The sequence below is a fragment of the Nibrella viscosa genome (assembly GCF_039541875.1).
Taxonomy (GTDB): Bacteria; Bacteroidota; Bacteroidia; order Cytophagales; family Spirosomataceae; genus Nibrella; species Nibrella viscosa.
This window is the reverse complement of record NZ_BAABHB010000027.1, coordinates 12,366-28,116: the sequence shown is the minus strand read 5'-3', so window position 1 is coordinate 28,116 and position 15,751 is coordinate 12,366. Positions and strand designations below refer to the sequence as shown.

The 15,751-nt window shown below is 50.7% G+C and carries 11 protein-coding genes and 1 rRNA gene; 10 read left to right on the top strand and 2 right to left on the bottom strand.

From position 1 onward, the window contains the following. The 10 genes from rrf to ABD931_RS28790 all read left to right on the top strand — a co-directional run. A 5S ribosomal RNA gene (gene rrf, locus ABD931_RS29420) occupies nucleotides 1-94 on the top strand; the annotation flags it as partial. A 286-nt stretch (nucleotides 95-380) separates the two neighbouring features. Beyond that, nucleotides 381-983 (top strand): TetR/AcrR family transcriptional regulator, encoded by a 603-nt coding sequence (locus ABD931_RS28830; RefSeq protein WP_345271579.1) that lies wholly within the window; start codon nucleotides 381-383, stop codon nucleotides 981-983. Beyond that, nucleotides 980-2,356 carry a TolC family protein gene (locus ABD931_RS28825; RefSeq protein WP_345271578.1) on the top strand — a complete coding sequence of 459 codons (1,377 nt, stop codon included), beginning with the start codon at nucleotides 980-982 and terminating at the stop codon, nucleotides 2,354-2,356. The genes ABD931_RS28830 and ABD931_RS28825 overlap by 4 nt, the downstream gene beginning before the upstream one ends. Nucleotides 2,357-2,392: 36 nt before the next feature. Further along, nucleotides 2,393-3,523 carry an efflux RND transporter periplasmic adaptor subunit gene (locus ABD931_RS28820; protein WP_345271577.1) on the top strand — a complete coding sequence of 377 codons (1,131 nt, stop codon included), beginning with the start codon at nucleotides 2,393-2,395 and terminating at the stop codon, nucleotides 3,521-3,523. A gap of 84 nt (nucleotides 3,524-3,607) precedes the next feature. After that, entirely contained in the window at nucleotides 3,608-7,036 is a 3,429-nt protein-coding gene (locus tag ABD931_RS28815; RefSeq protein ID WP_345271576.1) for an efflux RND transporter permease subunit, read from the top strand. Between the two features lie 157 nt (nucleotides 7,037-7,193). Further along, nucleotides 7,194-8,474, top strand: coding sequence for a metallophosphoesterase (locus tag ABD931_RS28810; RefSeq protein WP_345271575.1), 1,281 nt, complete (start codon nucleotides 7,194-7,196; stop codon nucleotides 8,472-8,474). 32 nt (nucleotides 8,475-8,506) lie between these two features. After that, on the top strand, nucleotides 8,507-9,367 hold the full coding sequence (locus ABD931_RS28805) for a dienelactone hydrolase family protein (RefSeq protein WP_345271574.1): 861 nt from the start codon (nucleotides 8,507-8,509) through the stop codon (nucleotides 9,365-9,367). Between the two features lie 644 nt (nucleotides 9,368-10,011). Then, nucleotides 10,012-10,227 carry a hypothetical protein gene (locus ABD931_RS28800; RefSeq protein ID WP_345271572.1) on the top strand — a complete coding sequence of 72 codons (216 nt, stop codon included), beginning with the start codon at nucleotides 10,012-10,014 and terminating at the stop codon, nucleotides 10,225-10,227. A gap of 299 nt (nucleotides 10,228-10,526) precedes the next feature. Then, nucleotides 10,527-12,341 (top strand): translational GTPase TypA, encoded by a 1,815-nt coding sequence (typA, locus tag ABD931_RS28795; protein WP_345271571.1) that lies wholly within the window; start codon nucleotides 10,527-10,529, stop codon nucleotides 12,339-12,341. A gap of 159 nt (nucleotides 12,342-12,500) precedes the next feature. Continuing rightward, nucleotides 12,501-13,640, top strand: coding sequence for an ATP-binding protein (locus tag ABD931_RS28790; protein WP_345271581.1), 1,140 nt, complete (start codon nucleotides 12,501-12,503; stop codon nucleotides 13,638-13,640). Nucleotides 13,641-13,728: 88 nt separating this feature from the next. On the opposite strand, the gene ABD931_RS28785 is transcribed toward ABD931_RS28790, so the two are convergent. After that, nucleotides 13,729-14,304 carry a hypothetical protein gene (locus ABD931_RS28785; protein ID WP_345271570.1) on the bottom strand — a complete coding sequence of 192 codons (576 nt, stop codon included), beginning with the start codon at nucleotides 14,302-14,304 and terminating at the stop codon, nucleotides 13,729-13,731. Between the two features lie 4 nt (nucleotides 14,305-14,308). Continuing rightward, a complete protein-coding gene (locus ABD931_RS28780) occupies nucleotides 14,309-15,607 on the bottom strand; it encodes an LVIVD repeat-containing protein (protein ID WP_345271569.1) in 1,299 nt (432 codons plus the stop codon). Nucleotides 15,608-15,751: the final 144 nt, after the last annotated feature.

Sequence of the window (15,751 nt, the reverse complement as noted above, 5' to 3'; positions counted from 1 at the left end):
GGTGGACACCTCTTACCATATCGAACAGAGCCGTTAAGCCCCGTAACGCCGATGGTACTGCCTTCACCGGTGGGAGAGTAGGTAGCTGCCACCTCAACTATCAAGCCAGACAAAGCCGACCCACAAGGTCGGCTTTTGGCGTTTTTAGCCGCTTTGTGTTCAGCAGGTTAGTGTATTAATAGCTTCGATAGCCCTCCCTAATACTCCATCACTATTTTTATCGTCTTCGTCACTAAAATCTGGCTGTTCAGCTATTACAACTTGTCGGCAGGTGAAATCTCCGCTACTATTGCATCCGTATTAGGCGGTTAAATTTAATATGGAAACCGGAAACTTTAAAAAAGTTTCCCTGGTTCCTTCAGTAGTTTATCTATTCGTTCATGAAAGAAAAGATACTTACGGAAGCAGAAAGCCTATTCTGGAAGTATGGCGTGAAATCAATCACGATGGATGATATAGCCCGCCAGTTAGGAATCTCTAAAAAGACTATTTACCAGCACTTTGCCGATAAAGAGGCCATTGTATATCAGGTTGTAAAAGACAAGCTGGAACGGGATGAGAAGGAGTATCAGTGTCATTTTCGGGGAGCGGGTAATCCGGTCGAAGAGATTCTGAAAGTATCGGAACTGCTGCGGCAACATGCCGTTACCGTTAATCCGAGTATGATGCTGGATGTACAGCGGCATTATCCAAAGGCTTGGCAAGTTTTTCTGAAGCACAAAGAAGATTATATCCTGATGTCTATTCGGGATAACTTACAGCGAGGTGTTCGCGAGGGGTTTTACCGGCCTGATATAGATATTGACGTTATGGCTCGTTTGCGCATTGAATCTGTTCAACTCGGATTTGATGAGCGGGTCTTCCCCGGAGCAAGGGCTAATGTAATGGCTGTACAGGAGCAATTACTCCATCATTTTATACGCGGCCTTTTAACGGAGAAGGGTTTTTCCGTTTACAATCAGTACAATCTGAATACCATATGAACCATTTATCCAAACAACTACACACCATTGGGTTCCTTTTAGGTTTGCTTGGTCTTATCCCGGCCAGGGCTCAGACTCCGCAGAACTTTTCTCTGGCAGAAGCAGTCCGCTACGCAGTTGAGCATAATATCAACGTCACAAATACAAAGCTTGATGCGCAGAGTGCCGAAGCTCGTATTCGGGAAATCAAAGCCGTGTCGCTGCCGCAGGTGAACGTAAGTGGCTCTTTCCTGAATAACCTAGCTATCCAGACGGTTTTCCTGCCTCCTCAGTTTTTTCAACTGCCGGAGTCAGCCGGGCCACAGCCGGTACGGTTTGGGGTTGCTTATACCGGTAGTATTCAGGGGGCTGTGAATCAACTGCTGTTTGATGCTTCGTACCGGATCGGCTTGAAAGCGGCCGATGCTTATCGGGAACTGGCCCAGAAAAATACGACTGCTTCAAAGATCGTTATTGCAGAGCAGGTGGCCAAAGCGTATTACGGGGTGCTGGTTAGCCAGGAGCGCATGAAACTCCTGGATTATAATATTAGCCGGCTGGATACGCTGCTGCGGGAAACACGCGCATTGAACAAGCAGGGATTTGTTGAAAAGATTGACGTAAGCCGTCTGGAAGTTCAGTCAAATAATTTGAAGACGGAAAAACAGAAGGTGCAAAATCTGGTAGGCTTGAGCTATTACCTGCTGAAGTTTCAGATGGGGCTTGGCATCAACGATCCGATCTATTTAACCGACCAGATTCCGCAGATGGATCTGGATGAGCTGGAACGGACTGTTAACAATATTCCGGCTTCGTTTGATTATGCCAATCGGATTGAATTTGCCCAGTTGCAGTCGCAGTTAAAACTGGCTAATCTGGATATCCAAAACACGCAGAAGCAGTACTTCCCCCGCCTATCGGCATTCTTCAACTATGGATACAACAACGGCCGGAACAGTTTTGGCGATATGCTGACAACCAAATGGTTTGCGTTGTCATCGGTAGGCATAAGTTTGTCGGCACCGATATTTGATGGGTTTGCCAGACGGTATCGGATACAGCAGCAGCGCATTGTGGTCGATAAAGTAAAAAATGGGAATGAGCTATTGAAAAACTCGATCGACCTGCAGATTCGTCAGGCGCAGATTACGTTACAGAACAACCTGCAAACCCTTCGCACGCAGCAAAGTAACCTGGAGCTGGCGCAGGAAATTTTGCGGGTAACGCGTATCAAATACAAAGAAGGCGTCGGCTCCAATATTGAAGTGTTGAATGCCGAGACATCTTCCCGCGAAGCGCAGACGAACTATTACGCTGCTCTGCTGGACTTCATGCTGGCTAAAGTGGATTTGGATAAAGCGACCGGCACCTTATACACCGAAAATCAACCGTAATCGAATACAACCTGACTCTTTGATAGCATACTGACAATGAAAGCCTATTACGCACTTGCACTGACCACAAGCTTATTGCTGGCTTGTTCTTCCGAAAAGAAATCTGACCTCGCCATTAAGAAGGCGGAACTGACCGACCTGAAAAAACAACAGGCGGAACTTAGCACCAAAATCAGAACGCTGGAGATGGAGCTGACGAAGCTCGACCCCAAGCGGGCCGAGCAGGTGCGTGTGAAAGATGTGGTTGTCTCTCCCGTAGCCGCCACAACCTTCCGGCATTTTGTAGAATTACAGGGTACAATCGACGCCAAGAATAACGTACAGGTTACGCCTAAAGCCGGGGGCGCTATTACGGCCCTGTATATCAAAGAAGGCGATGCTGTACGGGCTGGTTCGGTGATTGCCCGTCTGGATGATGCCGTTCTCCGGGATAATGCCGAGCAGTTGAAAACGCAGTTGGCTTTAGCCAATACGGTTTACGAAAAGCAGGCCAACCTCTGGAAACAGCAGATTGGTACGGAGATTCAGTACCTCCAGGCAAAAACCAATAAGGAAGCCCTGGAACGGCAACTGGCTACCTTGGCTACCCAACGGTCGCAGTTTACAGTTACCTCGCCGATTGGGGGTGTGGTCGATAAAGTAAACGTGAAGATTGGCGATATGGCTATGCCAGGAATGGGCCTGGCGCGGGTGGTGAACCTGGGGCAACTCAAAGTGGTTGCGAAAGTGGCCGACACGTATGTTGGTAGTGTTCGCAAGGGCGATGCCGTGATTGTGCAATTCCCGGATATTAACCGGGAACTGAACACCCGCATCAACTTTGTATCGACAACCGTAGATCCGCTTACCCGGACGTTCACCATTGAGGCTCCGCTGCCCGCCGATAACAACCTGAAGCCGAATATGCTGGCGCAGGTGAAGATCAACGATGTTGCCAGGTCAAACGCGGTGGTGATTAACCAGAACCTGATTCAAAGTACAGAGAACGGACAGTTGGTGTACGTAGCCGTCAATGAAAGCGGAAAGAAAGTAGCCAAAGCGCGGCCGGTCAAAACCGGTATGAGTTACGGTGGACAGATCGAGATTACGGAGGGCCTCAACGCAGGAGACCAGCTTATCACGCAGGGGTATCAGGAACTGGTAGATGGACAACCAATCAATTTTTAGTCATTAGTCGATAGTCAATAGTCATTAGCGTCCTATACTATTGACCAATAACTATCGACTAACCGCTAACGACTTTCACTAGCTATGAAATTTGAACAATACAAAACGCTGAGCTTTACCAACTGGTGCGTAGAGAATCGGACCGCGATCTACATCTTTACCGTAATCATTACGCTGGTGGGGTTGGTTATCTACAACAACCTGCCTAAAGAGCAGTTTCCCGACATCAAGGTTCCGCAGATTTACGTAAACACGGTGTATTTCGGTACGGCACCGGCCGATATCGAGAACACAATTAACAAACCGATTGAAAAGCAGCTTAAGTCGATATCCGGCGTAAAGCGAATCAAGTCGAACGCGTTGCAGGACGTATCGGTTATCCTGATTGAATTTAACCCGGATGTGCAGACCGCCGAAGCCTTGCAGCGGGTGCGGGACGCCATTGACAAAGCGAAGCGCGACCTGCCGCAAAAGCTGGATTCCGGCCCGACGGCCCAGGATGTGAACTTCTCGGAGTTTCCCATCATGAACATCAACCTGGCCGGTAATTTCCCCCTGAAACAGTTGAAGGAATATGCCGAAGATCTCCAGGATGGTATTGAAGCGATGCCGGAGATCAGCCGGGTAGATATTGTTGGTGCCCTGAAGCGGGAGGTACAGATTAACGTCGACCTGCCCCGGATGCAGTCGGCCGGTCTGGCTTTTTATGATATTCAGCAGGCGGTACAGGGCGAAAACATCAACGTATCGGGTGGTGACCTGAACATCGACGGGGTACGTCGTACCCTGCGGGTGAAGGGGGAGTTCAATGATGTGCGGCAACTGGAAAATCTGCAAATCCGTACGGCAACGGGGGCCACCGTTCGTCTGGGCGATGTAGCGCAGGTACTCGACAGTTTTGAGGAGCAGCAGGATTTTGCCCGGCTCGACAACAAGACGGTTATCACCCTGAACGTCATTAAGCGGGCGGGCGCTAACCTGGTTGCGGCCGCCGACAAGATTGAACAGACCATTGCCGACTATAAAGAAACGCGCTTTCCGCAGGGCCTTGATGCAAAGATTACCGCCGACCAGTCGGAGCGGACGCGGTCTAACCTGCACGACCTGATCAACACGGTGGTACTCGGCTTTATCTTTGTGGTCCTGATTCTGATGTTCTTTATGGGCGTGCGGGATGCCATTTTTGTGGCCTTGTCGGTGCCTTTGTCGGCATTGGTGGCCTTTGTCTGTATGCCGGTGTTGGGGCCGATTGTGGGCACCAACTTTACGCTGAATACCATTGTCTTGTTCGCTTTTCTGCTGGGTCTGGGTATTGTGGTGGATGATGCCATTGTGGTCATCGAAAACACGCACCGTCTTTTCAACCAGCATAAAGATTGGGATATTAAGAAAGCCGTAAAAGCGGCTGCGGGTGAAGTGTTCATCCCGGTTTTGGCCGGTACGCTCACCACCATTGCGCCGTTTTTCCCCCTGCTGTTCTGGCCGGGTATTGTGGGCGAGTTTATGAAGTTCCTGCCGCTCACACTCATTCTGACCCTGTTTGCGTCGCTGTTTGTGGCCTATGTAATGAACCCGGTATTTGCGGTATCGTTTATGAAGCGCCATGACGAAGAGCACCATGAGGAGAAGGATACCAGCTTTAAAACCATTCAGCGTCCGATAATCATTCTGGCAGCGCTGGCCGGTATCGGCTACGTGATTGACCGGGGTATTGGCAACCTGTTTGTGTTTTTCATTATCCTGTACGTTTTCAACCATTACATTCTGACTCCACGCATTTTGGTGCCGTTTCAGGAAAATCTGTTGCCGAAGCTCAAAAATGGCTATCGTTCACTGATTTCGTGGATACTGGTCGGCTGGCGGCCGGTTGGGGCCATTGCCAGTATGTTCGGCCTGCTTATTCTGACGTTTGTGCTGATGGGTATTGTAAAGCCCAAGGTGATCTTCTTCCCCAGCGGTGAGCCGGACTACATTTACGTGTACAACGTTATGCCGATTGGTACCGACGCCCGCGTGACCGATTCAGTAACCAAGGTGCTGGAGAAGCGGGTCTTTAAGGTGCTGGAAGATAATAAAGCCACGGACATCGTGAACTCGGTTATCTCGAACGTCGGTAAAAACGCCGGCGACCCGTTCAACCCCGACCGGTCGGCTACTCCGCATAAGTCGAAGATTACGGTAGCCTTTGTGAAGAACGAAGACCGGCGCGGCATCTCAACCGATGAACTGCTGAACAAGGTTCGGGTAGCTACCAAAGGTGTACCCGGTACGGAGATCTCCGTAGAACGGGAGCGAAACGGGCCGCCGACGGGTAAGCCGATTTCCATCGAAATTGCCGGTGAAGATTTCAATACCCTGATGAAACTGGAGAAGCAGGTGCGGCAACAGATTACCGACGCCGGTATTGAGGGCATTGACCAGTTGAAGTCGGACCTGATTACCAACAAGCCCGAGATTATCATCAACATCGATCGGCAGAAGGCGCAGCGCGAAGGAATCTCATCGCAGCAAATAGCCTTTGCGGTGCGTACCGCGCTGTTTGGTTCCGAAATCTCCCGGTTCCGCGACGCTAAAGACGAATACCCGATCATGGTGCGGCTGAAGCAGGACGACCGTAGCCAGATCGAGAAGTTGCTGAGCCTGAACATCGTCTACCGCGATATGAACTCCGGCGGTATGCTGCGGCAGGTGCCGATCTCGGCCGTTACGGACATTAATTATTCGACCACGTTCAGTCAGATCAACCGCAAGAATCAGGAGCGTATCATCACCCTGAGTTCTGATGTGGTACCCGGAGCCAACGCCAACGAGATTGTCGGCCAGATTACGCAGTTGGTGAATCAGATGGATGTGCCCAACGGCTATACCATCCGGATGGGCGGGGAGCAGGAAGACCAGCAAGAGTCGATGCAGTTCCTGATTACGGCATTCGGTATGGCGATTCTGCTGATCTACCTGATACTGGCCACGCAGTTCAACTCGGTGGTAAAGCCGCTGATTATCTTCGTCACCATTGTGCTGTCGCTGATCGGGGTGTTCCTCGGCTTTATGCTCTTCGGCAAAACGTTCTCGGTCATTATGTCGGGGGTGGGTATCATTGCCCTGGCTGGTATTGTGGTGAAGAACGGTATCCTGCTCATTGAATTTATTGACGAGCTGCGCAGCCGGGGTATGCCGCTGCGTGAAGCTATTATCGAAGGGGGTGGTATCCGTCTGACGCCGGTATTGCTGACAGCCTCGGCGGCCGTACTGGGTCTGATTCCGCTGGCGCTGGGTCTGACCGTCGACTTTGTCAGCCTGTTCCGCGACCTGGACCCGCACCTGATCATCGGGGGAGACAGCGCCGACTTCTGGAACATTCTGGCCTGGACCATCATTTTCGGTCTGACGTTCTCGACCGTGCTGACGCTGGTGATTGTGCCCTGTATGTACTGGATCAACGAGCGTATTCGTGACCGGTTCCGCAAAAAACCGGTTGAGGAGCCCGAGACGGAGCCTGAGTACGTAAGCTAATTCGATTTCGGATCGGGGATTTTAGATTGCGGATTTCGTCCGATAATCAGCGATTGAATCCGTACATTTTCGTATAAAAGTTGTAAAACCTAAACCCACTGCAATTGGTTAAGCTCAATCAGGAGCTCATTTGCGGTGGGTTCTTATTTACTGGTCTATGAACCGACTTGGTTTTTTTCTTCTTATTGCCACCGTATTCCTGCTCATTGATATATACGTTTACCAGGCCGTGCGGGTGGTCAGCCGGTCTTTATCCGACAACGGTCAGCGAGTCGTAACCTTCATTTATTGGGGTATTACGGTTGTTTCGCTGGTGACCTACATTGTCATGCAGTTGATACCGCCGGATAGTGTGGGGCGCGTTACCCGCAGCATGATCTGGGCGGCTATTCTGATTCCGTACTTCTCCAAGTTCTTTGCGGTACTGGTGCTGCTGATTGATGATATTTTCCGGTTGTTGCGCTGGATTGTGTCGCTGTTTTACCGGCCCGATGTTCAGGAAGCCGTGAACGATACGGCACAGAAGACGATTCCGGCGACAAACACCATTCCCCGCTCGGAGTTTCTGATGAAAACGGCCCTGATTGCCGGAACCGTGCCGCTGGTCGGCTTTACCTACGGCATTCTGTCGGGGGCGCATGACTACCGGATTCGGCGGATAAAACTGCCGCTGAAGAATCTGCCTGCCGGCTTCGACGGGCTGAAAATTGCCCAGATTTCGGATATTCACTCGGGAAGTTTCTTTAATAAAACGGCGGTCAAAGGCGGGGTGGAGATGCTGATGCGGGAGAAACCCGATGTGACGTTCTTCACCGGCGATCTTGTCAACAACACGGCCGATGAGGTAAAGAACTACATTGATATTTTCAATAAAGTAAAAGCGCCATTGGGAGTTTACTCAACCCTGGGTAACCACGATTACGGCAATTATTACCAATGGCCGAGCGCCCAGGCCAAGCAGCAAAACCTGAACAACCTGATAGCTGCGCATAAGGAAATGGGGTGGGATATACTCATGGACGAGCATCGTATCCTCTCAGCAGGGGGTGATAAAATCGCCATATTAGGGGTTCAAAACCTGGGCTTTGGTCCCGCAGCCTTAAAACGTGGTAATCTGGCTAAAGCCTATCAGGGTACAAAAGAGTACCCGGTCAAGCTGCTGCTTTCACATGACCCCACGCATTGGGATGCAGAAGTACGGCCGCAGTACCCGGATATCGACGTGCAGTTTTCCGGACATACCCACGGCGCACAGTTTGGCGTAGAGATTGCAGGGGTGCAGTGGAGTCCCTGCCAGTATTTCTACCGGCAGTGGGCGGGACTCTACCAGGAAGGTGAGCAGCGCCTGTATGTCAACCGGGGCTACGGGTACATCGGGTATCCTGGCCGGGTTGGCATTTTACCGGAAATTACCATCTTTGAATTACAAAAAGCCTGATTAACTGTTAAACCCAATTATCACTCATCACCATGAAGGTCATTTTTCTTAGTTTTCTCTCGCTGATCATGTCGGTATTCGTCCAAATTGCCCCAAAGAAGACCGAACCCGCACAAATCCCGCTCTGCCACACATCAGGTAATGATATGTCGATGCTGGCGGCCAACAAAGAATTTCAGCTGATGCATGTGGAGCCGGTGGCGTTCAGCTACGAAAGCAAAGCCGGTAGTATGATTACGTTCCCGACGCCAGACGGCAAAACCGCCAGCGGCTTTTTCCTGAAGTCGAAAAATCCCTCCGACAAATGGCTGCTGGTATACCAGGAGTGGTGGGGCCTGAACGATCAGATCAAGCAGGAAGCCGAAAAGCTGTATAACGACCTGAAGGACGTAAATGTACTGGCGGTGGATATGTACGACGGGCAGGTTGCCTCCAGGCGGGAAGATGCCGCTAAATTGATGCAGGGTGCGCAGCAGGACCGCTTGCAGAACATCATGAAGGGCGCTATTGCCCATGCCGGCCCGAAAGCCAAAATTGGCAGCATCGGCTGGTGTTTCGGTGGTATGTTGTCGCTGCAGTCGGCCATTCTGGCCGGTAAGCAGGCAGATGCCTGTGTAATGTACTACGGCCGGCCAGTGCAGGATGTAGACCAGCTTAAGAAACTGGATACCGATGTGCTGGGTATTTTCGGCAGCAAAGACAAAGGCATTACGCCGGAAATGGTGAATACCTTCCAGGAAAACATGAAAAAAGCCGGCGAGAAGGTAACCATTAAAATGTATGATGCGGATCATGCCTTCGCCAATCCGAGCAACCCGGTATACGACAAACAAGCCGCTGAAGATGCGTATAAATTGACGCTGAACTACCTGAAAGGTAAGCTGAAAGCGTAAAAAGCAGGCTACCCAAAACGAAGCCCCGGTAGATGCAACGCCGGGGCTTTTTCTTTGTCTTTTAGATAACTTCCGAAAGCAATTAAACGTTTTACTTATAAAATTGTCTAAGCGGTAGGCTACATTCTATATATCGTTTAGACACTTTACAGCTATGAAACAGGTAAAAAAAGCGTCGGTGCTGGTGGCGGTACTGGTAGCACTGACAATGGCGGGCTGTGCTTCAAGAACAGTCGTTTATAGAGATGGCGGGTACGGTCCTGGTCCTGGTTATGGTTATTATGGCCCGCGGCCTTATATGTACCGTCCGGCACCACCGGTGGTTGTAGTTCCACCGCCGAGGGTTTATGCGCGGCCAAGAGCCTATGTGCGGCCCCGTGCATACCGGTATGCCCCCCAGCAACGATATTACAGAAACGCACCGCAGCAGTATGGATACCGAAACGCACCCCGGAATTCAGGTCGAAACCGGCTGCGGTGATTACATATATAATTTCAATCCAAAAATACCGACGCGAAAGTGGTGGTATTTTTTTTATGTTTACACCGGTGTACTCAACGTGTGCCCCGGCTATCGGTTATCGCCTATTTTATATCAATTTACCGGATAAAATCGTTAATATAGAGCAGCTTATAGGACGGTTATGAAGAAGAAAGCATTTGTAATACTAGCAGTCGCTGTACTGGTGCAACTGGAGGCACCGGTACAGGCCGCTGCATCGGCAACGGTCGAAACAAAGGTTGAGAAGCGCATCGGTATATTTAAAAAGAAGCGCAAAGGCTACCGACCTAAAAAAGGTGGACTATTTGGCACGGGTTTGTTTCGGAAGAAGAGCCCGTGCGGTTGCCCGAATCATTAAGCGTTTTAACGCTCAGGCTCCAGCTCGACCAAGAGAACGCCCAGCGCTGAAGCCTGGAATAGCAAAGAAGCCCGAACCTTTCCGGTTTGGGCTTTTGCTTTTCATGAAATTGTATTATGTACAGCTACAGGGGCTTTAACGAATATTTAACACACCTATAACTTGTAAAAATCTGTGTTTCAGCGTAAAATTTCGTACCTTTGCACCCTGATTGTCTGATTTGGGGACTAACGGGTCAACCTTATTTTAAAAAATGCTGTTAATCAGATAGTATCAGAATAATCCAGGTTAAAGACTATATGCAATCAATCCGCAACATAGCCATTATTGCGCACGTTGACCACGGTAAAACTACACTGGTCGACAAAATTATCCATGCCTCCAAAATCTTCCGGGAAAATCAGGAGTTTGGTGACCTTATTCTCGACAACAACGATTTGGAGCGGGAGCGGGGCATTACCATTGTTTCGAAAAACGTATCCGTCCGCTACAAGGACGTGAAAATCAATATCATCGATACACCGGGCCACTCCGACTTCGGCGGTGAGGTAGAGCGCGTACTGAAAATGGCCGATGGCGTATTGCTGCTGGTCGATGCCTTTGAAGGTCCCATGCCGCAGACCCGCTTTGTATTGAGCAAGGCCCTGCAACTGGGCCTGAAGCCGGTACTGGTGGTAAACAAGGTTGATAAAGAAAACTGCCGCCCCGACGAGGTACACGAGCAGGTTTTCGACCTGATGTTCAACCTCGGCGCTACGGAAGATCAGTTGGACTTTGTAACCGTATTCGGTTCGTCGAAACAGGGCTGGATGGGTTCGGACTGGAAGAAACCGACCGATAACATCACTTTCCTGCTCGACACAATTATCGATCATATTCCGCCGGCTCCCGTTAACGATGGTGAGCCGCAGATGCAGATTACCTCGCTTGACTTTTCGTCCTTTGTCGGCCGGATTGCTATCGGTCGGGTACATCGGGGCACTCTGCGCGAAGGTGGTAACATGGCATTGGTGAAGAGCGATGGCTCCATCAAGAAGGTCCGGATCAAAGAATTGCATGTGTTTGAAGGGCTTGGTAAGGTAAAGGTGGCTGAAGTAAACTCGGGCGATATTTGTGCCGTAACCGGTCTGGAAGACTTTGAAATCGGCGATACGCTGACCGACCCGGACAACCCCGAAGCGCTGACCCGCATCTCGGTGGATGAGCCGACGATGAATATGTTGTTTACCATCAACAATTCACCGTTCTTCGGTAAGGAAGGGAAATTCGTTACCTCTCGTCACCTGCGCGACCGGTTGTACAAGGAAATTGAAAAGAACCTGGCCCTGCGCGTAGAGAATACCGACAGCGAAGACCGTTTTCTGGTTTATGGCCGGGGTATCCTGCACTTGTCTATCCTGATCGAGACCATGCGTCGCGAAGGTTACGAGTTGCAGGTAGGCCAGCCGCAGGTGTTGTTTAAAGAGGATGAAGACGGCAACCGGCTGGAGCCGATTGAGACGCTGGTGGTAGACGTACCGGAAGAGACGGCCGGAAAGGTGATTGAGCTGGCTACGCAGAAGAAAGGCGAACTGCTGATTATGGAACCTAAGGGAGACCTGCAGCACCTGGAATTTGAAATTCCGTCGCGGGGTCTGATCGGTTTGCGCTCCAACGTACTGACGGCTACCTTTGGGGAGGCTATCATGAGCCACCGCTTCAAAAAATATGATTTGTATCGCGGTCCGATTGCAGAGCGTATCAACGGTTCCCTGATCTCGATGGGTAACGGCCCGACCACGGCCTATGCCATTGATAAGCTACAGGATCGAGGTGTGTTCTTTGTCGATCCGGGCGAAGAGGTGTACACCGGCCAGGTAATTGGGGAGCACAGCCGCCAGAATGATATTGTTGTGAACGTGCAAACCGCCAAGAAGCTGACCAACATGCGGGCTTCCGGTTCGGATGATAACGTACGCATTGCACCGAAAATCAGCTTCTCACTGGAAGAAGCGATGGAGTATATCCAGAAAGATGAGTACCTGGAGGTTACGCCGAAGTCGATCCGGATGCGGAAGATTTACCTCGATGAGAACGAGCGTAAGCGGATGCAGAACAAGCTGGAAATGGCGTAAGCGTTCCGCGAATATATATAGAAAAGTCCCGGCGCAAACCGGGACTTTTTGTTTTTACCTCGATAGCTTTTCATATTTATCTACCCCGCAAATTTAAAATGACGTTTTAAATTTGCGGGGTATGTTTAAGAGAACCCTTAAAAGAGAGTATTAGAACTAATAGCTGACCGTCCAGCGGTTGCATTGGTTGGTCCTCGGCAGGTCGGCAAAACCACCTTGGTTCAATCACTACTAAGGCAATCTCCGCGTGAGTTTATTTACCTGGACTTGGAATCTTATCAGGATAGTAGCCGGCTACAGAACGCTGAACTTTATTTAGCCGAGCGTCGCGATAAGCTGATTGTCCTTGATGAGATCCAGCGAATGCCGGAGCTTTTCCCTTTGCTTAGATCGCTGATTGATCGACACCGGGTACCAGGCCGGTTTGTTTTACTTGGTTCTGCTTCGCCGGATCTGTTAGGGCAAAGCTCAGAATCATTGGCTGGTCGGATTGCTTATGTAGAGCTTCAGCCGCTAACGTGGACGGAAGTTAATGAACAGGTTTCCTATCAGCAGCATTGGTTGCGTGGAGGCTATCCGGACATCCTACTAGCAGGCACCGATCAGGCTGCGAACCGGCGGATGAATGATTTTATCCAAACCTATGTGGAACGGGACTTGCCGGCACTCGGCTTAAATGCCTCACCCACTCGGGTGCGTACGCTGCTTACCATGTTAGTAGGCGCTCATGGACACCTGCTCAATGTGTCGGAACTGGCTCGTTCATTAGGTTTAACTGCACCAACCGTACAGTCGTACCTCGACTTTCTCGAACACGCATTCCTAATAAGGCGATTGTCTCCCTATTTTGTCAACATAAACAAGCGTCTGGTTAAAAGCCCCAAACTGTATTTGCGAGACAGTGGTATGTTACACGCCCTGGCAGATATAGAAGACAACGAAACGCTGGCCGGCAGTTTACAGGTAGGAGCGTCCTGGGAAGGCTACATCGTACAGCAAATTATTGCTCAGTTACCGTATCAGGTACAACCTTATTTCTACCGGACAGCCGATGGCTCAGAGCTGGATTTAGTATTGGTTAGAGGGACAAAACCGGTAGTTGGTATCGAAATTAAATACACTAATGCGCCAACGCTCAGCCGGGGGAACTACATAGCCACCCGTGATTTAGGGAATATACCTCTAGTCGTAGTGACACCCTCTGCCGAGGACTTTCGGCTGGATGAAAGAGTACAGGTTTGCAGTCTCCGTTCCGTTTGGCAGTATTTAAATCCTCTGAAGGTGCTGCGTTCTAATTGAAAGAGCCTGCCGCAGTTGATAAACAGAAAAGTCCCAGTTTGCGCCGGGACTTTTTCGTTTTCAGGTTGTATGGTGTGGATTGTATGATTCAAAAGCTTACGCCGAGCCGGAAAGCGATGCGGTTGTAGACCCGGTGCTCATCCCGGCGGATGTCGTTGCCGGAGAGGGGTTTCTGCACATCAGCCTCCTGCCGCTTGTAGCTTACCGACATGATAAAAGCCGTGTTACCGGGCCGGCCCATTTTAAGGCCAATACCGGGGCTGAGCATCAGCCCGCCTTTGGTGTCGTAACCGGTGGAGCCTTTGTGCAGCCAGGCAAAGCCGTAGCCGGCATCTGCACTGGTAAATACCCGCACGTTTTTGCGGGGATGTTTGGCGAGATCGAAACGAATACCGGCGCTGACGGGCATCAGGAGCGCTGCCTTGTACCAGTCGATGCCCACCGTGCCACCAACCGCAAGTTGTGATGTGAGCTGAACGCCATTGAAGGTTTGGGCCGTGAAGCTGAGCCGGTTTTCGACCACCTCGGCCGTATTGTTACCAAAGGCAACCCGACCAAATAATCCGCCGACTTCGGTATAGTTAACGAACGGACGTTTGATTACCGGCTTCTGTGCCCAGGCACTACCCCCCAACAGCAGCAAAAAACAAACTAGTTGTTTCATAAGCTTAACCAATAGAAGGACGTTGTACCGGAATCTTGCTCAGTAGCCGCAGGTTGCGCGGGTTGCTGTAATCGAACTGGTAAAAACCGTCTTTGCCAATCAGCAGCAGCGATTTGTTCAGCGGAATTACGTCGTAGGCGTCCAGGTCCTTAATGTACTGCAGCAGGTTCTTGTCAATATTCAGCGGATCGCTGACGTTGAAGCTCTTCAGTCCGTAAGCGCCTTCGCAGATAAACAGATTGGGGAAATCAACACCCAACCCGTGCGGATTCTTCATGGGGTAGCTCTTAATCAGACGCGGGCTGGTCAGGTTCGATACGTCAACTACATCAAGTTGATTGGTAAACCCGACGCAGGTATTACCGGAACGCAGCGTAACGTAGGCCGTATTCTCGTGAACTACTACCGGGTCACACACGCGGGCGTGCTGGAATACCGACAGCCGTTCGGGCTTCTCCGGGTTGCTGTTGTCGTAGATGAACATACCCGTGTTGGAGCCGATAAACAGCTTGTCTTTGTAGGGGAAGATGGTCTCGATACCCCAGCCCATGTTGATCTTCCGGCCAATTTTCGGCTCCGCCGGGTTCTTGATATCGAACAACTGCATATCCGACTGGCTGACGGTGTACAGGTAATTGTCGTACAAGGCAAATCGACTCATTGACCCCGCAGTACCGTTGGTCGCCTGGCCCGGACTGGCCGACGGTCCAGCACTTTGGAAGTTAGCGCGGGAGTCCATGATTGCCCAGCCGCCCCACCAGGGATTAATGTTACTCCCTTCTTCGCAGTTGGTCTTTATCTTCTCTGTGACGTAGTCGACCTTCTGGTCGTTGATGAGGTTCTGAGCGGCATTGTAATACCACCAGCCGCCTTCGAATTGGCCACTGGGGAAAACATTTTCTACGCGGTTGACCGGCCTGATGTTCCTCGGATCGCTGATGTCGAACGCTACCAGATCCATGTAGCTGTCGGCGTACAGAATGTTGTTGCGGATGGCAATATCGCCATTGCCCGGTATCCGGATAAACGATACCATTTTGGGGTCTGACGGATTGCTGTTGTCGATGACATGAATGCCTTCCTTGATCTCGTTGATGTAGAGGTACTGGTCTTTGGTGTAAATCTTGCCGGGCTTAACCAGGGTTCGGGGAGCCTCGGCAATGACACCCTGACGAACCTGCGCCAGGGTAAACGAGATGGGCGTGTACCGCCGGAACGTACGGGTCTCCTCGCATTTATCGGTGCAGCCGGTTGTCAGCCACAGCAGCGGGAGCAAAGCAAAAACATAAAGCTGTCGTTTCATGGGTCTGGATTGTGTGTTTGCTGTAAAGACCCCGCTGATGCTGCAACCGTTGGAATAAGCTTACAAAAAATTTGCCCGGCGGCAGGGCCACCGGGCAAATTGGTCTTACACAAAAAGTCAGCAATTACCACCTTGTCTTGGTTG

Bases quoted from the DNA above. Each gene is read 5' to 3' on its own strand.
- ABD931_RS28830 (WP_345271579.1), top strand. From the start codon at position 381: ATGAAAGAAAAGATACTTACGGAAGCAGAAAGCCTATTCTGGAAGTAT.
- ABD931_RS28825 (WP_345271578.1), top strand. From the start codon at position 980: ATGAACCATTTATCCAAACAACTACACACCATTGGGTTCCTTTTAGGT.
- ABD931_RS28820 (WP_345271577.1), top strand. From the start codon at position 2,393: ATGAAAGCCTATTACGCACTTGCACTGACCACAAGCTTATTGCTGGCT.
- ABD931_RS28815 (WP_345271576.1), top strand. From the start codon at position 3,608: ATGAAATTTGAACAATACAAAACGCTGAGCTTTACCAACTGGTGCGTA.
- ABD931_RS28810 (WP_345271575.1), top strand. From the start codon at position 7,194: ATGAACCGACTTGGTTTTTTTCTTCTTATTGCCACCGTATTCCTGCTC.
- ABD931_RS28805 (WP_345271574.1), top strand. From the start codon at position 8,507: ATGAAGGTCATTTTTCTTAGTTTTCTCTCGCTGATCATGTCGGTATTC.
- ABD931_RS28800 (WP_345271572.1), top strand. From the start codon at position 10,012: ATGAAGAAGAAAGCATTTGTAATACTAGCAGTCGCTGTACTGGTGCAA.
- typA (WP_345271571.1), top strand. From the start codon at position 10,527: ATGCAATCAATCCGCAACATAGCCATTATTGCGCACGTTGACCACGGT.
- ABD931_RS28785 (WP_345271570.1), bottom strand. From the start codon at position 14,304: ATGAAACAACTAGTTTGTTTTTTGCTGCTGTTGGGGGGTAGTGCCTGG.
- ABD931_RS28780 (WP_345271569.1), bottom strand. From the start codon at position 15,607: ATGAAACGACAGCTTTATGTTTTTGCTTTGCTCCCGCTGCTGTGGCTG.